Here is a 24,994-nt window from a genome sequence, read left to right as displayed (position 1 = left end):
CGTCCTCCGGCAGAGATGGGCCACGGCGGGTCGTCATAACTCGAACATTGGAGACAAGCCATGTCCAGCATTACCGGCCTGAGCGGCCATTTGCGCCGTACGATTGCCGTCGCCGCGTCGTTTGCCGTTGCATCCCTCATTGCCCTTCCCTCACAGACACAGGCCGCCGCGATCTCCGACGGCGTCGTCAAGATCGGCGTGCTCACCGACCTCTCGGGCGTGTCGAGCGACAACGCGGGCCGCGGCAGCGTACTCGCCGCCACCATGGCCATCGACGACTTCTCGCACGATCACAAAGTCCTCGGAGCGCCCATTGAACTGGTGTCCGCCGACTCACAGGGCAAGACCGACACGGGTGCGACCATCGCTCGCGAGTGGTACGACCGGGGCAAAGTCGACATGATCACCGACCTCACGTTCTCGAACGTAGCACTCGCCGTCGACCGGATTGCCGACGAAAAGAAGAAGATCGCGCTCGTGACGGGCGCGGGGTCGTCCGCCATCAGCAACGAACAATGCACGGCACATAGCGTGCAATGGATGTACGACACGTACGCGCTGGCGAACTCGACCTCGCAGGCGTTGCTGCGTCGCGGTCTGAAGTCGTGGTACTTCATCACCGCCGACTACGCGTTCGGGCAGGCGCTGGAGAAAGACGCGAGCGAGATTCTGACGCGTCAGGGCGGCAAGGTCGTCGGCTCGGTGAAGCACCCGGTGAACTCGCCGGACCTGTCGTCCTATCTGCTGCGCGCTCAGACGTCCGGCGCGCAAGTGATCGCGCTGGCCAACTCCGGCACCGACACGCTCAACACCGTCAAGCAAGCCTCGCAGTTCAACATCATTCAGGGCGGCAAGCAGGTGTTCACGCCGCTGCTCTCGCTCATCACCGAAATCCACGGCATGGGCCTGAAGAACGCGCAGGGCATGATCCTCACAAACGGGTTCTATTGGGATCAGGACGACCGCTCCCGTGCCTTCGCGCAACGTTTCTACGCCCAGCACAAGAAGATGCCGACGATGATGCAGGCCGCCGTGTACTCGGCCGTGCTCAACTATCTGAAGGCCATTCAGGCAGCAGGCACCGACGAAGCGGACGCCGTGATGGCCAAGCTCAAGTCGATGAAGATCGACGACCCGGTGATTCGCAACGGTCAGATTCGTGCCGACGGCAAGCTGGTGCACGACATGCTGCTGGTGCAGGTCAAGACGCCGGCCGAATCGAAGTCGGAATGGGATCTGTACAAGATTCTGGAGACGATTCCGGCCGACAAGGCATTCGCCCCGCTGGCCGATTCGAAGTGCGCGCTGGTGAAGAAGTAAATGGCAGTAAGGGACGAATGAGCGTCAGCCAGTCAGCCAACGTGATGTGACGGATTGACGCTCAGCGCTTGAGATCGGTGGCAGACGCGGCCTGCGTCTGACCACCGTCGTGCGACGGCCCGGCCGCCGGATCTTCCACGCGACGGAACACGAGCGCCGACGCCAGCGTAATCAGCCCGACGCACACGAACGTCATGCGAAAGCCTGCCACGGTACCGCCCACGCCAAGCTCACCCGCTTGCCCGGCCAGATGACCGAATAGCGCCAGCAACTGGCCGCCAATGGTCACGCCCAGTCCGAGGGCGAGCATCTGTGCCATCGAAAACAGCCCGTTGCCCGCACTCGCGCGACGCGTGCCGAGATCCTTCAGCGTCACACTGTTCATGGCCGCGAACTGCATCGAGTTCGCCCCGCCGAACACCGCCAGTTGCACGAGTCCCAGCCAGATCGGCCAGCCCGGCCCGAAAAGCGCGAAGCTCGCAATCGAGCCGCCCACGACCGCCGTATTCACCATCAGGAAGCGCGTGTAGCCGAAGCGCACCACCAGCGGCGTGACCATGCGCTTGACGACGATCCCCGCGAGGGCCACCGGCAGCATCATCAAGCCGGACGCGAGCGGGCTGTAACCCATCGCCACCTGAAGCAGCAGCGGCAAGAGGAACGGCACCGCGCTGCTGCCGATTCGCGCGACGAGATTGCCCAGCAAGCCGAGACTGAAGCTGCGCGTCTCGAATAACTCCAGCGGAAACAACGGCGCTGCGCGACGGCGGGCGTACGGCCAGTAACCGAGCGTCGTCGCAACGCAAAGCAGCGCAAGCACGGCCGACGGCACCCATCCGGCCTCCGAGAAAGGATGATCCAACGCGAGCGTGAACGACACCATCGCGACCGACAACAACGCGAACCCACCCCAGTCGAAACCGGTGTCGATGACTTCGTCCTTCGCGGGACGCGGCAGATAATGGCGCACGGCGAGGCTACCGATCAGGCCAATGGGGACATTGATGAGGAAGATCCAGTGCCAAGACGCCACCTGCACCAGCCAGCCACCCAGCACCGGGCCGATCATCGGGCCGACCTGCCCCGCAATCGAGACGAAGGCGAGCGCCGCCAGATATTCACCGGCCGGGAACGTCCGCAGCACGGCAAGACGTCCGATAGGCAGCAGCATCGAGCCGCCTGCGCCCTGGAGCACGCGCGCGACCACGAGTTGCGGCAGCGTGTGCGCCATCGCACAGGCGATCGAGCCAAGCACGAACAGCAGGATCGCCACGAAGTACACGCGTCGCGTGCCGAAGCGGTCGGCCAGCCAGCCCGACGCGGGCGTCAGCATGGCCATGGTGAGCGAGTAGGAGACGACCACCGGCTGCATGCGCAGCGGATTCTCGCCAAGGCTCGCGGCCATGGCGGGCAGCGCCGTATTGACGATGGTCGTATCGAGCGCCTGCATGAAAAAGCCCGCCGCGACAATCCATAGCAGGGCGGTAAGCGTCTTATCTTGCTTCATGCGGCACGGGGACGAGGCGCGACCGTCAGCCGGGCCTCGGAGAAGAATTAAGCGAAAGCCGAATTTTAGCGCGCTTCCCGGGCACGCATCGTTGCATGTTTTGCAGTAATCGATCCGTCCGGCGCATCACTGCGATGAGAGAGATGGCGCAGGATGCTCCGGACAGGTAAGGCACCGCGAACGTCAGGCCGTCGTGTTGACGTTGTTGCCCGTCGCCTTCGTCGGGGCCATGAGCGCGAGAATCTGCGCTTGAATCGACATGGCCTCGGCAGACAGTGCATTCACCTGCTGAAGCTTGTCTTCGGGCGGGAGACGGTCGTTGGTGCGCACCGCGTCCAATTGCTTCATCACCTTGGCGAGCATTTCCTTGAGCTTGCGGATCGTCTGCGACTTGATGTCGTCGCCAGCGCCGGCACCGTCAGTCGCGGACAGCGCCTGCCCCTGCTGCTTGGCGCTTTCGTTCATCGAGCGCAGATCCACCAGCGTCTTGTCGCCCAGGCGGCTCACGCCATTGCTTTCGGTGGCATCGGTCGCGTTATCGGTATTGGCCAGGGCGGGCTTTGCGTTGTCATCTGCATTGTCGGTACCGGTCGACTTCGACGCGGCGGCGGGATTGGCGGTGGTGGTAGCCGCCGTCTTGGCCGCCGCCTGCGCCTTGTCCGCCTGCTGTTGCTGGATATGCGACTGCCAGATCTCGAGCATGCTGGACGTCGCGTTGCCCTTGGTCGGAATAATGATGGTCATGGAGCGAGGGGGTCTCCGTGGAATGAGGAAATGAGAGAAAGTAAGGATTCGAAAGTATTACGGCATATTTCACGAAATCCTTTAATTCCCTACATCCACCGTACGTAGACCCTCCGCGACATGCCCCGCTGTCAGGCTCTGACCGCCTTGTCCGCGCGATACCCCACATGTTCGTAGCGCGCTTCGTCGTCGGTCTCTGGCGCATCGGCGTCGTCGGCACGGTCATCGTCGGCGAGCGCATCCAGACGAATCGCCGCATGTACGAGCGCGATATGCGAGAACGCCTGCGGGAAGTTGCCGACCTGACGCGCATGCGTCGTGTCGTATTCCTCGGCGAGCAAGCCGACGTCGTTGCGCAACGACAGCAACCGCTCGAACAACGCCCGGGCATCGCGATGACGACCGATCATCACGAGGCAATCGACCATCCAGAAGCTGCACGCGAGGAATGCGCCCTCGCCTGCCGGCAACCCGTCGTCGACGCGACTCGTGCGGTAGCGCTGCACCAGCCCATCGCGCATAAGCTCGCGCTCGACCGCTTCGATGGTGCCGATCACGCGCGGATCGTCCGCAGGCAAGAACCCCACAAGCGGAATCATCAGCACGCTCGCATCCATCTCCGACGAACCGTACGCCTGCATGAACGCATTGCGCTGCTTGTCGAAGCCGTTGGCGCAAACATCCGCGTGAATCTCTTTGCACAGCCGACGCCAGTGATCCACCGGCCCCGGCAAACCGAAACGCTCGGCCGACTTGATCGCGCGATCGAACGCGACCCACGCCATCACCTTCGAATACGTGAAATGCTGACGGCCGCCACGCACTTCCCAGATGCCCTCATCCGGCTCGCGCCATACGGTTTCGAGATGCGCGACGAGCTTCGTCTGCACCTCCCAGGTGGCGTCGACCGGCGGCAATCCGCCAAGACGGGACTGATGCAGCGCGTCCATCACTTCGCCGTAGACGTCCAGCTGCAACTGGCCCACCGCGCCGTTGCCGACCCGTACCGGCTTCGCGCCTTCGTAGCCCGGCAACCAGTCGACCTCCCATTCCGGCAGCCGCCGCTCGCCGGACAGGCCATACATGATCTGCACTTGCGACGGCGCACCCGCCACCGCACGCACGAGCCAGTGACTCCAGTCGTTCGCCTCGGTGTAATAGCCGCCGAGCATGAGCGCCTGCAATGTGAGCGTGGCGTCGCGCAGCCAGCAATAGCGATAGTCCCAGTTACGCTCGCCGCCCAGTTGCTCCGGCAGCGATGTCGTGGGTGCTGCGACCACGCCGCCCGTCGGCACGAACGTGAGCGCCTTGAGCACGATGAGGGAGCGACGAATCGCCGACGACCAGCGACCGTCGAGCTGACAACGATTGGCCCACGTGCGCCAGTAGCGTTCGGTATCGGTGAGCGCTGCGAGCGGATCGATCTCGCGCGGATCGGCGTGATGCGATGGCACACGCGAGAGTACGAATGGCACCGTCTCACCCGCCTTCACGTCGAAGCGCGCGCGCAGGCTGCCCGGCACATCCTGAATCTCGACGGGCGTGCGCATCACCACCTTGTCCGGCCCCGCGATGAGGCGCATGCCGGGTCCGGTCGGGTCGTCGGCATCGAGCGGACGCGACCACGGCACCGATGCGCCGTAATCGAAGCGCAGGATCAGTTCCATCGACATCGTCACGGTGCCGTGCACGCCTTTCACCAGACGCACAAGGTCGGCCGCACCATCGCGCAACGGCATGAAGTCAATCACGGCGACGCAACCTTCCACCGTCTCGAAGCGCGTCTCGAGAATCAGCGTGTCGTCGTGGTAGCGGCGAGTGGAAGTGGCGTGCGGATCTTCGGGGGCGATTCGCCAGCGGCCATGCTCGGGGCCGCCGAGCAACGCGGCGAAGCACGCCGGAGAATCGAAGTACGGCCAGCAGAGCCAGTCGATGGAGCCGTCGCGCGCGACCAGCGCGGCGCTTCGGCAGTCGCCAATCATTGCGTAATCTTCAATACGTGCCGGCATGCTCACCTCGCGAACAGGAGAGGACCAACGCCCCCGATGCCGTCACCACGCGCGACGTCGTCGCCAGTGACCGGGGGAGCGCAAGCGTATGAGGCTCAATGGTACGCGTCTCGCGGACGCAGGACCACCGTGCGGGCGATGCAATAGGCGAATTGCCGGGGATTCTGCCAAGGGCCATGCCTTCCCTCCTTACGACGTTGCGTCGGATCGGATTGATCGGGGCTGGCGACCACTTTCACTTCGCGCGCGTCGTCGAGAAGTGAAGACATCGCCGGCCAGTTCAAAAACCGACCGGCGACCGGAAGGGAAGTTCGCTGAAATTGCCGCTAAGTGACGTTTCGCACGTCAACTCGCGGAGAATCCGCACCGCGGCAGCGACACATACATCATGCCGTCGCCGTAGCGCCCTCTTCCAGCGCATGCACCGCTCCTTGCGCGATCAGGTCGCGAACGTGCGCGGCATCGAAGCCATATTCGGCCAACACCTCGGAAGTGTGCTCGCCCAGACGCGGTGCAGGCCCGCCGGTACATTTCGGCGTCTCGGAGAATCGAATCGGCAGGCCGATGCTGCGTGTGGGTCCGTCGAGCGGATGCTGCGTCTCCACCACCATCTCGCGCGCCACGATCTGCGGATGCGACACGGCCTCGGAAATCGGCAGCACCGGCCCGACCGGCAGACCGACCGCGTCAAGTCGTTCCACCCAGCGTTGCGTCGTGTCGCGCATCAAATAGGCCGTAAGGCGCTCGACGAGTTCGTCGCGATGGGCGGTGCGTCCCGCGTTGGTCGCGAAACGCGGATCGTCTGCAATTTCCGGTGCGTCGAGCACTTGCAGCAGACGTTCGTAATTGGCCTGATTTGCGGCACCGATATTGATCCAGCCGTCCTGTGTGCGAAACGCCTGATACGGCGTGCTCGTCGGATTGGCGGAACCGAACTTCGGCGGATTCTCGCCGCTGGCGAAGAAGTTCGCGGCGGCCCAGTACATCTGCTGAAAACCCGCTTCGAGCAGCGATGTATCCACGATCTGCCCCTGCCCGGTGCGCAACCGGTGCGCGTAGGCGGCCGAAATGCCGAGCGCCGCCAAAATGCCCGCATTGATATCCGCAATCGGCGACCCGGCCTTGATGGGCGCTTGCCCCGGCTCACCGGTCACGCTCATCAACCCCGACAGCCCCTGCGCGATCAGATCGAATCCACCTTTGTCCGCGTAGGGTCCCGTGCGTCCGTAGCCCGAGATGGAACAGTAGATCAGCCCCGGGTTGGCTTCGCGCAACGTCTCATAGCCGAGCCCCAGCTTTTCCATCGTGCCTTTGCGATAGTTCTCGGTGACGACGTCGGCACTCGCGAGCATCTTGCGCAACACGGCCTTGCCGCCTTCGGTTTTGAGATTGAGCGCGATGCCGCGCTTGTTGCGGTTGAGCATCATGAACGATGCCGACTCACCGTGCGAGAGGATCGGCGCGAACCGGCGCGCGTCGTCGCCTTCCATCTTCTCGACCTTGATGACATCGGCCCCCATGTCCGCGAGCATCATCCCGCACACCGGGCCGGACATGATGTGCGACAGCTCGATCACCTTCACACCCTGCAACGGGCCGCCCTTTTTATCCATATCTGCGTGCTTGTCGGTCATCTCAGCGGCCCTCGAATACCGGCGTCGTCTTCGCGAGGAACGCGCGATAGCCCGCCTGGAAATCGGCCGTGCCGAAGCACGCGAACCCTTCATCGATCTGCGCGGGTGTGAGCGGCTTGCCGCTCACCAGTTCACGCACGAAGCGCTTGTGCCAACGCGCGACGAGCGGCGCACCCGCGGCGATCCGATCGGCCGTTGCGAGCGCTTCGCGGGTGACGTCGCCATCGGCCACCACACGCGTGACGGCGCCGATGCGCAACGCTTCCTGCGCGTCGAAGATGCGTCCTTCGAGCAGGATCTCCAGCGCCTTGGTCGGGCCGAGCAAGCTGACGAGACCGGATAGCTCCGCATGCGCCATCACCAGACCGAGCTTGTTGATCGGTGCACCGAAGCGGCTCGACTCGCCACAAATGCGGATGTCGCACGACGCCGCAATCTCCATGCCGCCCCCCACGCAGATGCCGTGAATCATGGCGACGAGCGGCACCGGGCAGTTCGTCAGCGCATCGAGTGTGCGATGCATGAGCGCGCCGTACGCCCGCGCCTGCTCCACGTTGGCGCGATCGGTCTCGAACTCGGCGATGTCGTTGCCCGGCGCGAAGGCCTTTTCGCCCGCACCGCGCAACACGATGCACCGCACGTCGGGCGACTCGGACAACGTCAGAACCGTGTCGCCCAACGCCTGCCACATCGGCTTGGTCAACGCATTGAGCTTTTCGGGACGGTTGAGCGTGACCAGCGCAATTGCGCCGTGTCGCTCGGTCAGAACGGTCGAAGTCACATTGCCTCCTGAAGTCGCCGACATGCGTGCGATGTCGGCGGGTAACGATTTTTGGTATACCAATTTTTCGTTAACGATAGAAGCAGACGTATCTAATTGACAAGCATCAATCGAAAAAATCAGGGTTAACGTTGAAAAAAGAGCGATTGCCGATTGACGCATTCGGTCACGCCCATCAAAATTGGCATTCCAATTTCGACATCCCGCACATGAGCAACCCTGCTTCGCTGAACGCCGCCGCTTATGACGCCCTCAAGGCGCGCATCGTGCGTGGCGACCTGCGCCCCGGCGCGCCGCTGTCGGAGCGCGCGCTGTGCGACGAACTCGCCGTGTCGCGCACGCCGCTACGCGAGGCGCTCAAACGGCTGGCCAACGAAGGGCTGGTGGAAATCTCGGAGACACGTCGGGCGCGCGTGGCGCGGGTGAGCGTCGATGAAGTCGTGAATCTGCTGGCGGTGATGGCGGTGCTGGAGGGACTCTCGGGAGAGCAGGCGTGCGAGAAAGCTTCGGAGGCTGACCTCGACGAACTCGCCCGGCTACAGAACGAGATGGAGTCGGCATACGCACGCACCGATCACGCAGCCTACTTTGCGCTCAACCAGCAGATCCACCTCAGCATTCTGCGCATGGCGGACAACGGACCGCTGGCCGAGTACTTCCACAATCTCAATGCGCGCTTGCGCCATGTGCGGGAACGTCTGACGCCGACACCCGAGCGGTGGCGTCAGGCCGTGGACGAACATGCGGAGATGCTGGCGTTGCTGCGCCGGCGCGATGGCAAGCGGCTGCGCACTTTGATGGAAGCGCACTTGCGCAGCAAGACGGATGCTTACGTCGCCGCCATGCTCAACGAAGGGCTCGTGAGCATGAGTCGCGCCGCTTGAGCCGTTTGATGGCGACGTGATCGCCCGCAGGCAGCGCGTGCCGGACCTTCGTCAGGCCGCCACGCGCTTATTGGCAAGCACCGCCGCGCACTTCGCCATCAGATGCGCACGCAGCAATCGGCCGAGCGTGGCACCGTCGCGCTGACGCAAGGCGTGCAGCATCTCAACGTGCTCCTCGATGGCGCGATCCCATTTCCCTGCGTGCAGGTTGGAGCGAAAACGCAGCGCCTGAAGTCGGTGATTGACCGACTGATACATCTGCGTCAGGGCCGGATTGCGCGCCGCGGCGTTGATGCGGTCGTGAATGCGTCGATTGCAGTCGAAGTAACCCGACAGATCGCCGTTGGCGTGGCAGGCGTCCATCGCACTGTGCAACTCCTGAATCTCGTCGATCTCGGCTTGCGTGATGCGCTGGCACGCCAGCTCACCGGCCAGCGCTTCGAGACCGCTCAGGAGTTCGAAGGCATCGGAAATATCGCTCGCGGACAACGTCACTACACGTGCCCCGCGATTCGGCAGCAGATCGATCAGACGCTCGACCGCGAGCATCTTCAGCGCCTCGCGCAGCGGCGTACGCGACACCCCCAGTTGCTCGCACAGTGCACGTTCGTTCAGATGCGAGCCAGGCGGCAACATGCCCTCGGTAATCATTCTGCGCAGCCGGTCCATGACCGCCAGATGCAGCGCCTGACGGCTGATCGGCTGACTCCCGCCGGCATCTGGCGGATGGACGGTGTGGTCGCGTACGGCGTTCAAGGTCACGGAGTGCATAAGCTTGCCCTGGTCATTCGTTTTAGGAAGAAAGACAGCGACTGCCTGCAAAGCACCTTCGCGGACGACGGCAAACCCGACCGAAGCCTCGCCACACGAAATATTTCGGTTTGCGATGAAATATTACGAAATATTACGAAGTCCGATTCTCGCAGATCGATGCAGTTTTGACTACGTTATGTGGTGTTTTCACTGAGTACGCGACATGTTTGCGCCGCACCGCAACATCGCCTGGATTTTGGATACGATGTGGATAACTGCCGTCGGCAAGCAGCTGACGCAGCGCCCTTCCCTCAGGAGATTTGCAAGATGTTCGAGACCCAACCCGCCATCGAGTCGCTGGCTCGCCTGCTCGCCGACACGCGTCGTGGCGACACGCCCATCCACTCGCCGGCCCCGGCGCTGATGCCGGTCGACGCCAACACCGCTTATGCGGTGCAACTGCGTACGCTCGATCTGCTCGGCGACACGATTGCGGCATGGAAAGTGGGCGCCAAAACCCCGACGGACCTGCCGAACTGCGCGCCGATTCCCGCATCGGTCGTCAGCAACGCCGGCGGTGCACTGGCACTGAACGACTTTTTCCGCCCGGGTCTCGAACTGGAAATCGCCTTCCGTCTGTCGCGCGACATCAAGCCGGGACGCTATGAAGAACGCGAAGCCATGATGTTTGTGGACGACATGCTCGCCACCATCGAAATCACCGACAGCCGTTTCGCGGAGAAAGGGCTCGACAGCCGCTTTGCGCTGGCCGATCTGCAGAACAACGGCGCGCTCGTGATCGGCAGCGGTCGCGGTTACGACGCGCGTTTCGATTACTCGCGCCCGAAGGCGGTGTTCTCGCTCGACGGTCGCGACATCACGCCCGCCAAGGTCTTCAACACCGGCGGCGACCCGCGCACGCTCCTCACGTGGCTCGTCAATCACAACGGCAAGCGCGGCATCACCATGCGCGCGGGCGCGATCGTGACCTGCGGCTCGTACGTCGGCATGATCCCCGCTACCGGTCCGGGTGAGCTGCGCGGCGTGATCGACGGCGTCGGCGAAGTCGCCGTGACGTTGAAGTAAGGCAGACGGCGCGTCCGAGGCGTGACCCTTCGCGACGCGCCTGCCCCGCCTGAATAAGCGATGCGGGGCGCTTAACTCAGTGCCGCGCGGTGCGTCCGTCCACACCGTCGAGCATCTTCGGTGCGAGCAATGCGATGGGCACAATGCACAGCAGCCCGGCCCCCAGCGCGAACGGCAGGCTGATGCCATGCGCGATGGCACCGATCAGCACCGGGCCGATCAGCAGCCCCAGATAAGCGAGCTTCGCCATGACGGCAATCGCTTCAGCGCTCGCCATCCCGGCACCACGCGCCACTTCGCCCGACGCCGCAAACATCACCGGCATCACGTTCGACAAACCGAGACCTGCGAGCGCAAAGCCCGCCACCACGGCCGCCGGTTCACGCCAGAACAACGCAAGCAACACGCCGCCGACACATAGCAAACTGCTCACGCGCAGCAAACGCGCGCCGCCCATGCGGGCACGCACGGGATCGCCACCGAAGCGACCCGCCGCCATGCCGACGGAAAACGCTGCATAGCCTGCGCCGATCCACGCGCCTTGCGCCAAGACCACTTCACGCATGTACACGGCGGTCCAGTCGTACATCGCCCCCTCTACCACCAGACCGAGGAACGCGAGGATGCCGAAGCCCGTCAGTTTGCGATGCAGCTTGCGACGCGACACGTCGTCCAGCGCGGGCGGCGGCGTGTGCTTGTGCGCCACCTCCCCCGCCCCCGCATCCGCCTGCGTCACCGGGGCTTCGCCCGGCAGCATGTCCCGCTGCATGAAGCGCGCGCCGACGACGATCACCACCGCGCAGCCGAGCGCCGCCAGTCCTATATGCCACTGCGGCGAGCCATGATGCGCGAGCCATGCCCCGCCCACGAGCGCACCGGACATGCCACCGAGGCTGAAGCAACCGTGCAGCGACGCCATGATCGGCTTGCGATAACGCGCTTCGAGCGTTGCGGCCTGCGCATTGACGGCGACGTCGTAGGTCGCATTCGCCGCGCCGTAAAGCGCCAGCCAGCCCACGAGGCCCCAGTAGCTGGGCATCGACAGGATGAACGCGCTCGTGAGCGCCAGCGCAATACCCGAATGCAGGCTTGCGCGCTGGCTACCGGCGCGCCCGACCCAGCGGGCCATGCGGGACATCGTGACGATGGCACCGCCCGCCACGGCGAACATCGCCACCGACAGGCTCGCGTCGTTCAGGTCGAACATCGCCTTGACGGTGGGCACATGCACGCCCCACGTCGCATACAGGAATCCGCTGCAAAACAGCAATGCCATCGTTGCCGCGCGCGCAGGCCAAAAGCCCGTGCGCGGCTTCGCGATTTCAGAAGTCATGGGAATTGAAGAAGTGCGGAAGTGACTGGGCAGAGAACACTGCCGGGTCGTAATGAACGTTTTGATGCGGTGGACGAGCGTCCGGAGCATCCAGTGTTGCGGATCTCGCAATCGATGTTGAGAATTCTAACGCACTCTGTGTGACATCACAGTGCACTTTCGGCAACGTCGTCTGGAATCCCGCTCAATGGGTGCTTGTGCACGCCGTCAATGCAACGGCGAAAAAAGCTGGCCGCCGCGCCACACCGGTCAAGTATGCGGGCGGCAGCCAGCAGGGGAAATCAACGCCCGGATGCTTCGTTCACCGATCCAGTGAATGCCTCGTGGTCAGTGGAACACGCGTCGATGGCATTGCGGTGACGTTCGGGCAGGCGACTCCGCTACTGTCGGCGGACGAGGCTGCGCTGACAAGGCGACCTCCCACGTCGTGAGAAGACTACGGCTTGCATGCGTTGGGCAACGCGCGCCACGGGTCGGCGCGTGCACGACCGCGCACAACTTATCCACCGTTTTTGTTCACAAGGCTGTGGACAACGAACGGAGACAATGTGCCAAGCACTTGATCGGTATGGAGATTTCGACGCAGACGATCAGGCGGCGGCACCCGCAGGCAAAAGACGGGCAGGCACCGCCGATTTATCCACAGATTTTGTGTTCAAGTCTGTGGACAAGTCCTTGATGAGAGGACGCAAGTGGTTGATTCAGATCAGAGAATCATTGCGCAGCAAGCGTCGAAGCAGCACTGATCTGCTCCGGCGTGAGCGCAAATCCTTTGTTACGCTCGCGCACCACGCGATGAATCAACTCCCACACCGTATGCGCGACGGGCGAGAGCGAGCGGTTCTTGCGACGCACGAGCACGATGTTGCGCTCGAAGGCCGGCAGCAGCGGACGCACGGCAAGCGTGGAATTCTCTGGCAGCGGCAGCGCCAGCGGCGGCAGCACGCTCACGCCCAGCCCTTCCTGCACCATGCGGAAGATCGTGCTGACATGCCCCAGCTCCTGCGTGATGGTCCCCTGCACTTTCTGCGTGGTGAGTGCACGGTCGATCAGCGGACGGCTGCCCGAACTTTGATTGAGCAGCACGAGGTTTTCGCCCGACAGCTCCGACCAGTGCACAGCGCCTTGCGACGCCAACGGGTGATCGTTGCGGCACACGAGACAGAACGGCTCGCTCATCAGATGCTCGGTCGTCAGATCGTCGGCACCTTGCGGGGCCACCACGATGCCGAAGTCCACATCGCCCGCGCGCACGCTGTCGAGCACTGCGCGCTGCATCTGGTCGACGAGTGCGAGCGCGATATCCGGATAGGTCGCCTGCGAAGCGAGCAACACCCGTGGCATGAGCGTCGCGGAGATGGTCGGTGCTGCGCCAATGCGTACGCGGCCCGTGGTGCGTGCCTCCGCGCCGTGGGTCTGGAGCAACGCAATTTCAAGTTCGTCCAGCACGCGATCGAGGTTGCCGGCGAGCGTGACGCCCGCGTCGGTCAACGCGACCTCTCGCGTCGTGCGGTCGACGAGGCGCAGGCCGAGTTGTCCTTCGAGTTCGTTGATGCAGCGGCTGATGGCCGGTTGTGTCAGGCCGATCTCGGCGCCCGCGCGGCTGAAGTTCTTGCTGCGCGCCACGACCATGAAGACCTTGAGTTGTCTCAGCGATACGTTCATGTGCTTGTGCCCTGCCAGTAAGTGTTCGAACGAGCCACAAATGACTCAGGCGCGCCGCCCACGGCGGCGCGCCCCCGTACGTGCTTCGATCAGGCCGCTGCCTTGACCATTTCCTCGATCACCTTCTTCGCGTCGCCGAAGACCATCATGGTCTTGTCGAGATAGAAGAGATCGTTATCCAGCCCGGCGTAGCCTGCCGCCATCGAACGCTTGTTGACGATGATCGTCTTGGCCTTGTAAGCCTCGATGATCGGCATGCCGGCAATCGGCGATTGCGGATCGTTCTTCGCGGCCGGGTTCACCACGTCGTTCGCACCCAGCACCAGCACCACGTCCGTCTGACCGAATTCGCCGTTGATTTCGTCCATCTCCAGCACCTGGTCGTACGGCACTTCGGCTTCGGCGAGCAACACGTTCATGTGACCGGGCATACGGCCTGCGACCGGGTGAATCGCGTAGCGCACGCTCACGCCCTTCTCGATCAGCTTGTCCGTCAATTCCTTGAGGGCATGCTGTGCACGTGCCACGGCCAGACCGTAACCCGGCACGATCACCAGCGATTCGGCGTTGCTCATGAGGAACGCTGCGTCGTCGGGCGAGCCGGACTTCACCGGGCGCTGTTGCTGTTCGCCCGCTGCGGCACCTGCTGCCGGGGTTGCACCGAAACCGCCGAGAATCACGTTGAAGAACGAGCGATTCATCGCCTTGCACATGATGTACGACAGAATCGCGCCGGACGAGCCGACCAGCGAACCGGCGATGATCAGCATCGGGTTGTTCAGCGAGAAGCCGATGCCCGCTGCCGCCCAGCCCGAGTACGAGTTCAGCATCGAGACCACGACCGGCATGTCTGCGCCGCCAATCGGGATGATGATGAGCACGCCGAGCACGAAGGCGATGGCGGTCATGATGACGAACGGCGTCCAGCTCAGCGTGGTGAAGAACGCAATGCCGAAGCCGAGCATCGCAATCGCGAGCGCCAGGTTCACGAAGTGCTGGCCCTTGAACACGACCGGCGCGCCCTGGAACAGACGGAACTTGTACTTGCCGGAAAGCTTGCCGAAAGCGATGACCGAACCCGAGAACGTGATCGCGCCAACGAACGTGCCGATGAACAGTTCGATGCGGTTGCCCGGCGGCAGTGCCTCGCCCGCCGCGACGATACCGAAGGCGGCCGGTTCAGCCACAGCGGCGACAGCGATACATACGGCTGCGAGACCGATCAGCGAGTGCATCGCGGCCACGAGTTCCGGCATCTTCGTCATCTCGACCTTACGAGCGACATAGGCACCGATACCGCCACCGACGACGAGACCCGCGAGGATCAGCCCCAGACCGGAGAAGTTGCCACCCGAGAGCTTGCGCAACTCGAAGATCAGCGCCACGGTCGTCACAGCCGCAATCGTCATGCCGATCATGCCGAAGGCATTGCCGCGACGCGCCATGCGCGGGTTCGACAAGCCCTTGAGCGCCTGAATGAAACAGATCGACGCAACCAGATACAACAGCGTCACAAGATTCATGCTCATGTCAGTGCGCTCCCTTTGCTGCCGATTCGTCATTGGCCGCTTTAGCAGGGGCCTTATCCTTTTTCTTGAACATCTCCAGCATGCGCTGCGTGACGAGGAAGCCCCCGAACACGTTCACCGCTGCGAGCGCCACCGCCACGACACCCATCGTCTTGCCGAGGTTGCCTTCGGTGAGACCGGCGGCGAGCATCGCGCCCACGATCACGATGGCCGAGATCGCGTTGGTCACCGCCATGAGCGGCGTGTGCAGTGCCGGTGTGACGTTCCACACCACGTGATAGCCGACGTACACCGCCAGCACGAAGATGATCAGGTTGATCACCGTGTGATTAATCAATTCCATGGCAGAGCCTCCCCTTATGCCGCACGCAGGACTTGACCGTCGCGGCACATGAGGCACGCGGCAACGATGTCGTCGTTGGTATCGATGACGAACTGACCTTCCTTGTCGATCACGAGCTTCAGGAAGTCGAGCACGTTACGGGCATAAAGCGCGGAAGCGTCCGCGGCCACCATACCGGCGAGGTTGGTGTAGCCAGCGATGGTCACGCCGTGGACTTTGACCACTTCGTCAGCCACCGACAGCGGGCAGTTGCCGCCACCGTTGGCACCGCGTCCGGCGGCCAGATCGATGATCACCGAGCCCGGTTTCATGGCCTTGACGGTGTCTTCGCTGATCAGCGTCGGCGCAGCACGGCCCGGGATCAGAGCGGTGGAGATGACGATGTCGGCTTGGGTCAGGCGCGTGTGCACCAGCTGTGCCTGACGGGCGAGCCATGCAGCAGGCATCGGACGTGCGTAACCGCCCACGCCCTTGGCGATCTCGCGTTCTTCGTCGGTCTCGAACGGCACGTCGATGAACTTTGCGCCGAGCGATTCGATCTGCTCACGCACGGCCGGACGCACGTCCGACGCCTCGATCACCGCGCCCAGACGCTTGGCCGTCGCAATGGCTTGCAAGCCCGCAACGCCAGCACCGAGCACGACCAGACGCGCGGCTTTCACCGTACCGGCAGCCGTCATCAGCATCGGCATGAAGCGTTGATAGAGGTTCGCGGCGAGCATCACGGCCTTGTAACCGGCGATGTTCGCTTGCGAGGACAGTACATCCATGCTTTGCGCACGCGTGGTGCGCGGCGCAGCTTCGAGCGCGAAGCCGATGATGCCGGCTGCCGCCATACGCGCATTGTTCTCGGCATCGAACGGATTGAGCATGCCGACGACCACTGCACCGCGACGCATCTGCGCGATCTCGGCCACCGACGGCGCACGGACCTTCAGCACCATCTCGGCACCGAACGCCTCGGCAGCGCTCACGGTCGATGCGCCCGCTGCGACATACGCCGCATCCGGTACGCTCGCCGCCTCGCCTGCGCTCTGCTCCACGGTGACGCGATGTCCTGCGCTCACCAGCTTCTTCACCGTTTCCGGTGTGGCCGCGACGCGGGATTCGCCGTCGACCGTCTCCTTTGGAATGCCAATATGCATAGTTATTGTCTCGGGGTCTGAGCCCCTGTCGTGTTGTGAAACTCAGGCCGCAACGGCTCTCGGCGCTTGCATCGAACGACCTTCGTTGGCCGCTTCGAAGCAACGCACCTTGGTGCAATGAATCAGATCGCACAGGAATTCCGGCTCGTAAGCGCGCAGCAGGTGCGGCTGATGTCCGTCGAGGTAGGCCCCGATCATCACCAGCTCGGCCATGCGCAACGCTTGCGCCGAAACGCCCTCGAGATACGCCAGCGGCAAATCCTGATTGCCGGTGGTGTGCAGCAAACGGGTGTAGGTGTGGTTATCCCAATACCAGTCCAGACCCAGTTCGACGAATGCGTTGTTGAACGCATGCAGATGAGCGTTGGCAACCGGTGCCAGAGCGGCGGGTTTGATATGCGATTCGATGACCGACATGATGGCGTCTCCCAAAATAGTGATCGTCCAAACCCGCGTGCTTCTCTGGCGTGACGCGTCCTCCAACGCTTTGCTGTCACACCGCCTTCATGCGGGCTGCCATTGCAGATTACGCAGCCCGACATATAAAATACAGTTAAAGTTAATTATGCAAACCATCAACGATTACTTATACTTCCCGGAGCGCATCATGCACATCGATAAAACATGAAACACGCCACACTCCGTCAGCTGAAAGTCTTCGAAGCCGTAGCGCGCCATCTGAGCTTTTCGCGCGCCGCCGAAGAACTTCACCTCACACAACCGGCCGTCTCGACCCAGGTCAAGCAACTTGAGACACACGCCGGACTGCCGCTCTTCGAGCAACTGGGCAAGAAGATTTTCCTGACGCCCGCGGGCGCGGAGATGCTGCATTACAGCCGCGCGATCATCGCCCTCTTTCGCGAAACCGAAGAGGCGATGGACCACCTCAAGGGCATTACCGGCGGCAAGCTCAACGTGGCCGTCATCAGCGCGGGCGACTACTTCTTCCCACGGCTGCTGGCCGCGTTCACCGTGCGCTATCCCGGCGTCACGCTCAACCTCACGGTGCATAACCGCGAGGAACTGCTGCATCAGTTGACCGAAAACCTGACCGATCTGGCGGTGATGGTGCGTCCGCCTCACGAGATCGACACGATCAACGAAGCCTTCGCACCGCACCCTTACATCATCGTGGCCCCGCCCGGTCATGCGCTGGCCGGTCAGAAACAGATTCCGTTTTCACGACTGACGCAAGAACCGTTCATCAGTCGCGAGCGCGGCTCCGATACCTGGAATTCCCTACAGGACGCTTTCGGTCATCGCACGCAGCAACTGAAAATTGCGATGGAAATTTCCAGCACGGAAACCATCAAGCAGGCGGTGATTGCGGGCATGGGGATCAGCTTCCTGTCCGCGCACACCGTCGGCATGGAGTTACAGACGGGACAGTTGACGGTGCTCGACGTACAGGGCTTTCCGGCATGGCAAAGCTGGTACGTCGTGCATCGCCGCAGCAAACGGCTACCGCCCGTCGCACTCGCCTTCCGCCAGTTCCTGCTCTCGGAAGGCGCTGCGCTCATCGACGGCATGATGGCCTACAAAAGCACGGTGCCGCCGCCATCCGGCAGCGGCACGAAATAAGCCACCCACGCCTTCACTGCTCTCCTGCCCTGGCAGATCGCGAAGATCTGCCGAATGAAAAAGGGCGATCGGCTCAGGCCATTGCCACCCCGGCCGACCACCGTGAAATCGCTTGCGTCTTGCCGATCAGCCGCCCATGCGGTTGGCCAGCGTGCCCAGTCCGTCGATGCTCACTTCCACCAGCGCGCCCTCTTTCATCGAGCCGACGCCAATCGAAGTGCCCACCGCGATCACATCCCCCGGCAGCAGCGTCATGTCCTGCGACAGACGTGCGACGAGTTGCCACGGATTGAAGATCATGTCGGCGAGCGGGTAGCGCTGGCGCTCCGTGCCGTCGAGCGTCGTGATCAGCTCTGCCTCGCGCCAGTCGAACTCCTCGGCGATGAACGGACCGAGGCAGCCGAAGGTGTCGAAGCCCTTGGCGCGTGTCCACTGCGCGAAGTTGCCGTCCTGCTCGATGATTTCAGCGGCCGTCACGTCGTTGACCAGCGTGTAGCCGAGGATGTAGTCGCGCGCGGCTTCCTCGCTGACGTTGCTCGCCGCCTTGCCGATGACGATGCCCAGCTCGCCCTCGAACACGATCTTCCCGGCATACGAGGCCGGACGACGAATCACCGCGTCGGGACCGTTGAGCGTGGTCGCAGGCTTGATGAGGAAGAGCGGATGCGAGGGCGCGGCCTTGCCGAGCTTCGCGCCGAGCGCGTGATAGTTGTTCCAGAGCGCCACGATTTTCGAGGGCTCGCACGGGCACAGCAGATCGACCGCGTCGCGCGCAATCGTCGCGCCCGTGGCGACCGGCTGATCGTAGAGATCGCCGCGATGTTCGAGAATCTGATCGCCCTGCAGCAGGCCGAAGCCGATGCGGCCATGTGAGGTCTTGAAACGGGTCCAGAGCTTCATGCGTTTGCCATTCCTGTAGCGGCCCGGCGGCACGGCAACGTTCGCCATGTGCACGCCGGACTCGATGTCTTGAAGTCATTCACATCTGCCTCTTGCAGACACTGGGGCGCGCTCTACATGGAGTGCGCCCGTTCACATTCGTCAGACCGCGCCGACTTCGCGCAGCGCCGCGATCTGTTGCAGGCTGTAGCCGAATTCGCCGAGCACGTCGTCCGTGTGCTCGCCCAGCAGCGGCGAACGCTCCACGTGCGTGGGGCTGTCGGAGAGCTTGATCGGGTTGCCGACGGTGAGGTACTTGCCGCGCTTCGGGTGGTCGACTTCGACGATGGTGCCGGTCTCGCGCAGCGACATGTCTTCGGCGATTTCCTTCATCGACAGGATCGGTCCGCACGGAATGTCGTACTCGTTAAGAATGCCCATGACCTCGAACTTGGTCTTCGTCATCGTCCATTGCTCGACGGTGTCGAAGATCTCGCGCAGACGCGGCAGACGCGCACGCGGCGTTGCGTACTCCGGATGCTCGACCCACTCGGGCTTGCCGATCACCTTGCAGATCGAGCCCCACACGGGTGCCTGCGTGATGAAGTAGATGTACGCGTTCGGATCCGTCTCCCAGCCCTGGCATTTGAGAATCCAGCCCGGCTGACCGCCGCCCGAGGCATTGCCGGCGCGCGGCACCGCATCGCCGAACTGACCGTTCGGGAACTGCGGATACTCTTCCATGACACGCGCGCGCTCAAGGCGCTGCTGGTCGCGCAGCTTCACGCGGCAGAGGTTCAGCACGCCGTCCTGCATGGCGGCCAGCACGCGCTGGCCCTGTCCGGTCATGGTGCGCTGATACAGCGCCGTCACAATGCCCAGCGCCAGATGCAGGCCCGTGCCGGAGTCGCCGATCTGCGCGCCCGTCACCATGGGCGGGCCGTCGTCGAAACCGGTGGTGGAGGCTGCGCCGCCCACGCACTGCGCCACGTTCTCGTAGACCTTGCAGTCCTGATACGGACCGGGGCCGAAGCCCTTCACAGAGGCCACGATCATGCGCGGGTTCAGCGAGTGAATGTGCTCCCAGGTGAAGCCCATGCGATCGAGCGCACCGGGTGCGAAGTTCTCCACGAGCACGTCGCAGTCGCGAATCATGCGCTCAAGCACCGCCTTGCCTTCCGGATGCTTCGTATCGAGCGTGATCGAACGCTTGTTGCTGTTGAGCATCGTGAAGTAGAGGCTGTCCGCGTCAGGAATGTCGCGCAGCTGATCGCGCGTCACATCACCGTGCCCCGCGCGCTCGATCTTGATGACGTCTGCGCCGAACCAGGCCAGCAATTGCGTACACGTTGGCCCGGACTGCACATGCGTGAAGTCGAGAATGCGCACACCTTCGAGTGCCTTTCCCATGGTTTGTCTCCTCCTGATGCGACGGCGTTTATGTAATGGGTGCGCGAGAGTCCCCCGATAGCCGTTCTGAAAGCAGCCTCACACGTGGGTCTCACCGGATCTGACGACGGCTGTCGCCTCTTCGGGCGCCATTCCATTCGTCGATCGAATCTTGTGATATACGGTATTTCATACACGATATTTTATCAACGGCTTTTTGTTGCCGATGCGATTTGCTGTGTCGCGGCATTTCGTCGTCAAAATCGCTCAGATCCCTATCAATAAAGGGACTCCGCATCGCAACATTGCCCGATATCTCGCGGCGTAATACGGGTTTACAGGCATGTGTCATGACGATGAATTGGGGCGACGAACGGGTTGGATTTGCATCGCCTCACTTTAAATATATTGAATACAAAATACTTATCGAAGGATGCCCTGACCTTTTTCCTTCGCTGAAAACAAAAAAGCACCGGTGCGCATGGCGCATCGGTGCTTCTTTTGCCGCTTCGGGAAGTCAGGCGGCGACGTAACTCGGGCGCCCTGTCCCCGACGGTTGTCAGTCCGTCAACTTGCCGTGGCGGCGAGCTTGGCTTCGAGTTCGGTTACGCGCTTGCGCAACTGACGGTCTTCCTGAAAGCGTGCGGTCTCGTCGCGAATCACGGCAACGATCCCGGTCACTTCGCCGGCGTCGCCGTGCAGCAGCGCGACGGTGAAGGCAATCGACATGGCACGGCCGTCCTTATGCGCGGCGGGCACCTTGAGCAGATCGCTGCCATATTTGGTCTGGCCGGTCTCCATCGTCTTGGCATAGCCTTCGTTGTGCCGTGCCCGCAGCCGGTCCGGAATGATGATGTCCAGCGGCTGGCCGACCGCCTCTTCGGCCGAGAAACCGAACATCTTCTGCGCACCGGAATTCCAGAGCGTGATGATGTTTTGCGGGTCGGCCACGACGATGGCGTCGCCCACCACTTCTACCAACTGCCTGACGTCGACGGATACGCTCATGATGTCTCCAATAATCTTGTGGGGGAATGCGATTGGCATCGTTGATTGACGAAGTTGCCAAACATGCCAATAAAGTACATCAATTAGAGGACAACACGGTCCCGAAAATAAAAATGGGTGCCGACTCCGCAGGGAGCCGCACCCATGAACACCTTGCCTGCTTGCGAGATGCCCGCACCACCGCCGCCCAAAGGCAGCGACGGCACGTGCGACATCGCGATGTTGCGTAACGGTCTTAGACCGAGCGCGACGTGTGCAGGTTAGCGATCTGGTCCTTGCTGTAACCCAGCTCGGCCAGAATCTCGTCGGTGTGCTCACCCAGCAGCGGCGAACCCGTGATTTCCGGCTTCAGACCGGAGAACTTGATCGGGCTGCCGACGGTCAGGTACGAACCACGTTCCTTGTGCGGCACTTCCACGATCGTGCCCGATGCGCGCAGCGACGGATCGTTGGCGATTTCCTTCATCGAGAGCACCGGTGCGCACGGGATGTCGAACTTGCGCAGGATGTCGACCGCTTCGTACTTCGTCTTGTCGGCCAGCCAGGCTTCGATGGTCGCGAAGATGTCGAAGATGTGCGGTTGACGGGCTTGCGGCGTTGCGTAGTTCGGATCGCTGATCCACTCCGGCTTGCCCAGTGCGCGGCAGATCGGTTCCCAGGCGTGGCCCTGAATCGTGAAGTAGATGTAAGCGTTCGGGTCCGTTTCCCAGCCCTTGCACTTGAGCACCCAGCCCGGCTGACCGCCACCGCCAGCGTTACCGCCGCGCGGCACGACATCGCTGAACTCGCCGTGCGGGTACTGCGGATACTCTTCGAGGTAGCCGATACGGTCCAGACGCTGTTGGTCGCGCAGCTTCACGCGGCACAGGTTGATGACCGAATCCTGCATCGAGACAGCGACCTTCTGGCCACGGCCCGTCTGACCGCGGCCGATGATGGCCGTCAGAATACCGATCGCGAGGTGCATACCCGTGTTGCTGTCGCCCAGTGCTGCGGCCGACACCGTGGGGGGACCGTCCCAGAAACCCGTCGTCGAGGCGGCACCGCCTGCGCACTGCGCCACGTTCTCATACACCTTCAGGTCGTCGTAGTGGTGACCGTCCGAGAAGCCCTTCACCGAGGCCATGATCAGCTTCGGGTTGAGTTCGTTCAGACGCTCCCACGAGAAGCCCATGCGGTCCAGAGCGCCCGGGCCGAAGTTCTCCACCAGCACGTCGGATTCGCGCACGAGCTTTTCTAGCACTTCCTTGCCTTCTTGCGTCTTCGTGTCCAGCGTCAACGAGCGCTTGTTGCTGTTGAGCATCGTGAAGTACAAGGCATCGGCGTCGGGGATGTCGCGCAGTTGGTTACGCGTGACGTCGCCCGAACCCGGGCGTTCCACCTTGATCACGTCAGCGCCGAACCAGGCCAGCAGCTGGGTACAAGCCGGGCCGGCCTGCACGTGCGTGAAGTCGATGATCTTGATTCCTTCGAGGGGTTTGCTCATGTCATGTCTCCTTGATTGACTCGGCTCTTACTTTTTCATCGCCGCGCTTTGCGGATTCAGGTTCGTCAGACGACCGCTTTCGGTGCCTGCGGATTCATCGATCACGGCGTTGATCAGGACCGGCTTGCCCGAGGCAATGGATTCTTCGAGGGCCTTGGTCAGCTCGGCCGGCGTGGTCACGTTGTAACCAATGCCACCGAACGCTTCGATCATCTTGTCGTAGCGCGCGCCCTTGACGAACACCGTCGGGGCCACGTCCTTGCCGCCCGTCGGGTTGACGTCGGTGCCGCGATACACACCGTTGTTGTTGAAGATGATGGTGGTGATCGGCAGCTCGTAACGGCAGATGGTTTCGAGTTCCATGCCGCTGAAGCCGAAGGCGCTGTCGCCTTCGATCGCCACGACCGGCAGGCCGCTCGTGACTGCCGCGCCGATGGCGAAGCCCATGCCGATACCCATCACGCCCCACGTACCCGAGTCGAAGCGCTTGCGCGGCTGGTACTGGTCGATGATGCTGCGCGCGTAGTCCAGCGTGTTCGCGCCTTCGTTGACGAGGTTGATGTCCGGGTGCTTCTTGAGCACGTCGCGGATCGCGCCGAGTGCGCTGTGGAAGTTCATCGGCGACGGATTCTGCGCAAGCGTGGCCGCCATCTTCGTCAGGTTCTTGTTCTTGCGCTCGGCGATGGCGCCGGTCCACTCGGCCGACGGCTTGCCGAAGTTGGCATCCACACCGGCGAGCAGTGCCTTCACGCACGAACCGATGTCACCGATCACCGGTGCGGCAATCGCGACGTTGCTGTCGATTTCCGTCGGCGAGATGTCGATCTGCACGAACTTCTTCGGTGCGGCACCCCAGGTCTTGCCCTTGCCGTGAGCGAGCAGCCAGTTCAGGCGCGCGCCGATCAGCACGACGACGTCGGCTTCTTGCAGCACGAACGAACGTGCAGCAGCCGCCGATTGCTCGTGCGTGTCGGGCAGCAGGCCCTTGGCCATCGACATCGGCAGATACGGAATGCCGGTCTTCTCGACGAGTGCGCGGATGTCTTCGTCGGCCTGAGCGTACGAAGCGCCCTTGCCCAACAGAATCAGCGGACGCTTGGCGCCCTTGATCACGTCGAGGGCGCGCTGAACAGCGTCCTGCGCCGGGATCTGACGCGGTGCGGCGTCGATCACGCGGATCAGCGAATCCTTGGCCTTCTGTGCGTCGATGGTCTGCGACAGCAGCTTGGCCGGCAGATCCAGATAGACGCCGCCGGGGCGACCCGACACGGCTGCGCGGATCGCGCGGGCAAGGCCCACGCCGATGTCTTCGGCGTGCAGCACGCGATAAGCCGCCTTGCAATACGGCTTGGCCGCATTGAGCTGATCCATTTCTTCGTAGTCGCCCTGTTGCAGGTCGACGATTTCACGCTCGCTCGAACCGCTGATGAGAATCATCGGGAAGCAGTTCGTGGTGGCGTTGGCGAGTGCCGTCAGGCCGTTCAGGAAGCCCGGTGCGGACACCGTCAGGCAAATGCCCGGCTTTTGCGTCATGTAGCCAGCGATCGCGGCGGCGTGGCCGGCGTGCTGCTCATGGCGGAAGCCGATGAAGCGCAGGCCCTCGGCTTGCGCCAGGCGAGCCAGGTCGGTGATGGGAATCCCCACCAGACCGAAGATGGTGTCGATGTCGTTCGCTTTCAGGGCATCGATGACCAGATGGAAGCCATCGGTCGTTGCTGCCTCGGACACGATGTTCGCGTGTCGGCTGTTGTCTTCGAGCGTCTCGTTTTCCGCCTTGCCGACTGGCACGGTCATCGCAATGGACATAATTCTCTCCTCCAATTTTTCCGGTTTCAGTGTTGCGTCGTCTTGTCTGACGATTAGTGGGTATTCCTGTACTGCTTCTCTACTTGCTCACCCGGCCGTGCAACCGAACCCG

General features: G+C 62.7%; 22 protein-coding genes. 5 read left to right on the top strand and 17 right to left on the bottom strand.

Annotated elements, in window-relative coordinates; translation table 11 throughout:
- The first annotated feature begins 60 nt into the window (after positions 1-60).
- Positions 61-1,320 (top strand): ABC transporter substrate-binding protein, encoded by a 1,260-nt coding sequence (locus tag PAQ31011_RS14660; RefSeq protein ID WP_343031676.1) that lies wholly within the window; start codon positions 61-63, stop codon positions 1,318-1,320.
- A 61-nt stretch (positions 1,321-1,381) separates the two neighbouring features.
- Here the strand turns inward: PAQ31011_RS14660 and mdtD are convergent, their stop codons facing one another.
- The 5 genes from mdtD to PAQ31011_RS14635 form a co-directional block, all read right to left on the bottom strand.
- Positions 1,382-2,875: a multidrug transporter subunit MdtD gene (gene mdtD / locus PAQ31011_RS14655; protein WP_281350010.1), complete on the bottom strand. Its 1,494-nt coding sequence runs from the start codon at positions 2,873-2,875 to the stop codon at positions 1,382-1,384.
- 135 nt (positions 2,876-3,010) lie between these two features.
- Positions 3,011-3,571, bottom strand: a complete 561-nt coding sequence (locus PAQ31011_RS14650; protein WP_150576543.1) for a hypothetical protein — start codon at positions 3,569-3,571, stop codon at positions 3,011-3,013.
- Positions 3,572-3,702: 131 nt separating this feature from the next.
- Positions 3,703-5,580: a glycoside hydrolase family 15 protein gene (locus PAQ31011_RS14645; RefSeq protein ID WP_150576542.1), complete on the bottom strand. Its 1,878-nt coding sequence runs from the start codon at positions 5,578-5,580 to the stop codon at positions 3,703-3,705.
- A gap of 386 nt (positions 5,581-5,966) precedes the next feature.
- The gene (locus PAQ31011_RS14640) at positions 5,967-7,214 is read right to left on the bottom strand and encodes a CaiB/BaiF CoA transferase family protein (RefSeq protein WP_246179590.1); all 1,248 of its coding nucleotides are present in this window, start codon (positions 7,212-7,214) and stop codon (positions 5,967-5,969) included.
- A 1-nt stretch (position 7,215) separates the two neighbouring features.
- Positions 7,216-8,019: an enoyl-CoA hydratase-related protein gene (locus PAQ31011_RS14635; protein WP_174990128.1), complete on the bottom strand. Its 804-nt coding sequence runs from the start codon at positions 8,017-8,019 to the stop codon at positions 7,216-7,218.
- A 185-nt stretch (positions 8,020-8,204) separates the two neighbouring features.
- Here PAQ31011_RS14635 and PAQ31011_RS14630 point away from each other — a divergent pair, with 185 nt between their 5' ends.
- On the top strand, positions 8,205-8,879 hold the full coding sequence (locus PAQ31011_RS14630; protein ID WP_150576540.1) for a GntR family transcriptional regulator: 675 nt from the start codon (positions 8,205-8,207) through the stop codon (positions 8,877-8,879).
- 51 nt (positions 8,880-8,930) lie between these two features.
- Here PAQ31011_RS14630 and PAQ31011_RS14625 read toward each other — a convergent pair whose 3' ends face one another.
- Entirely contained in the window at positions 8,931-9,650 is a 720-nt protein-coding gene (locus PAQ31011_RS14625) for a GntR family transcriptional regulator (RefSeq protein ID WP_150576539.1), read from the bottom strand.
- A 309-nt stretch (positions 9,651-9,959) separates the two neighbouring features.
- On the opposite strand from PAQ31011_RS14625, the gene PAQ31011_RS14620 reads away from it, so the two are divergent.
- Positions 9,960-10,718 carry a 2-keto-4-pentenoate hydratase gene (locus PAQ31011_RS14620; protein ID WP_150576538.1) on the top strand — a complete coding sequence of 253 codons (759 nt, stop codon included), beginning with the start codon at positions 9,960-9,962 and terminating at the stop codon, positions 10,716-10,718.
- Between the two features lie 76 nt (positions 10,719-10,794).
- On the opposite strand, the gene PAQ31011_RS14615 is transcribed toward PAQ31011_RS14620, so the two are convergent.
- From PAQ31011_RS14615 to PAQ31011_RS14590, 6 genes are all read right to left on the bottom strand, one after another.
- A complete protein-coding gene (locus tag PAQ31011_RS14615) occupies positions 10,795-12,051 on the bottom strand; it encodes an MFS transporter (protein WP_150576537.1) in 1,257 nt (418 codons plus the stop codon).
- A 714-nt stretch (positions 12,052-12,765) separates the two neighbouring features.
- Positions 12,766-13,716, bottom strand: a complete 951-nt coding sequence (locus PAQ31011_RS14610; protein WP_150576536.1) for a LysR family transcriptional regulator — start codon at positions 13,714-13,716, stop codon at positions 12,766-12,768.
- An 89-nt stretch (positions 13,717-13,805) separates the two neighbouring features.
- Entirely contained in the window at positions 13,806-15,245 is a 1,440-nt protein-coding gene (locus PAQ31011_RS14605) for an NAD(P)(+) transhydrogenase (Re/Si-specific) subunit beta (RefSeq protein WP_150576535.1), read from the bottom strand.
- A gap of 1 nt (position 15,246) precedes the next feature.
- Entirely contained in the window at positions 15,247-15,588 is a 342-nt protein-coding gene (locus tag PAQ31011_RS14600) for an NAD(P) transhydrogenase subunit alpha part 2 (RefSeq protein ID WP_039399633.1), read from the bottom strand.
- Between the two features lie 14 nt (positions 15,589-15,602).
- On the bottom strand, positions 15,603-16,733 hold the full coding sequence (locus PAQ31011_RS14595; RefSeq protein WP_150576534.1) for a Re/Si-specific NAD(P)(+) transhydrogenase subunit alpha: 1,131 nt from the start codon (positions 16,731-16,733) through the stop codon (positions 15,603-15,605).
- Positions 16,734-16,775: 42 nt separating this feature from the next.
- Entirely contained in the window at positions 16,776-17,150 is a 375-nt protein-coding gene (locus PAQ31011_RS14590; protein ID WP_150576533.1) for an HAD family hydrolase, read from the bottom strand.
- A 207-nt stretch (positions 17,151-17,357) separates the two neighbouring features.
- Between PAQ31011_RS14590 and PAQ31011_RS14585 the strand changes: the two genes are divergently transcribed.
- Positions 17,358-18,314, top strand: a complete 957-nt coding sequence (locus PAQ31011_RS14585; protein WP_150576532.1) for a LysR family transcriptional regulator — start codon at positions 17,358-17,360, stop codon at positions 18,312-18,314.
- A gap of 126 nt (positions 18,315-18,440) precedes the next feature.
- On the opposite strand, the gene PAQ31011_RS14580 is transcribed toward PAQ31011_RS14585, so the two are convergent.
- A complete protein-coding gene (locus tag PAQ31011_RS14580; RefSeq protein ID WP_150576531.1) occupies positions 18,441-19,214 on the bottom strand; it encodes a fumarylacetoacetate hydrolase family protein in 774 nt (257 codons plus the stop codon).
- A 141-nt stretch (positions 19,215-19,355) separates the two neighbouring features.
- Positions 19,356-20,603 carry a formyl-CoA transferase gene (frc, locus tag PAQ31011_RS14575; protein ID WP_150576530.1) on the bottom strand — a complete coding sequence of 416 codons (1,248 nt, stop codon included), beginning with the start codon at positions 20,601-20,603 and terminating at the stop codon, positions 19,356-19,358.
- 329 nt (positions 20,604-20,932) lie between these two features.
- On the opposite strand from frc (PAQ31011_RS14575), the gene PAQ31011_RS14570 reads away from it, so the two are divergent.
- Positions 20,933-21,115, top strand: coding sequence for a hypothetical protein (locus PAQ31011_RS14570; RefSeq protein WP_150576529.1), 183 nt, complete (start codon positions 20,933-20,935; stop codon positions 21,113-21,115).
- A gap of 34 nt (positions 21,116-21,149) precedes the next feature.
- Here PAQ31011_RS14570 and PAQ31011_RS14565 read toward each other — a convergent pair whose 3' ends face one another.
- From PAQ31011_RS14565 to oxc, 3 genes are all read right to left on the bottom strand, one after another.
- Complete coding sequence (locus PAQ31011_RS14565) at positions 21,150-21,590, bottom strand: PAS domain-containing protein (RefSeq protein WP_150576528.1); 441 nt, start codon at positions 21,588-21,590, stop codon at positions 21,150-21,152.
- A gap of 235 nt (positions 21,591-21,825) precedes the next feature.
- Entirely contained in the window at positions 21,826-23,076 is a 1,251-nt protein-coding gene (frc, locus tag PAQ31011_RS14560; protein ID WP_150576527.1) for a formyl-CoA transferase, read from the bottom strand.
- Positions 23,077-23,103: 27 nt separating this feature from the next.
- Complete coding sequence (gene oxc / locus PAQ31011_RS14555; RefSeq protein WP_246179589.1) at positions 23,104-24,882, bottom strand: oxalyl-CoA decarboxylase; 1,779 nt, start codon at positions 24,880-24,882, stop codon at positions 23,104-23,106.
- Between the last annotated feature and the right edge of the window lie 112 nt (positions 24,883-24,994).

Origin of the sequence: Pandoraea aquatica (assembly GCF_902459565.1) — a bacterium.
Classification (GTDB): Bacteria; Pseudomonadota; Gammaproteobacteria; order Burkholderiales; family Burkholderiaceae; genus Pandoraea; species Pandoraea aquatica.
The sequence above is the reverse complement of the archived record's forward strand: the minus strand, read 5'-3'. Positions and strand labels throughout refer to the sequence as shown.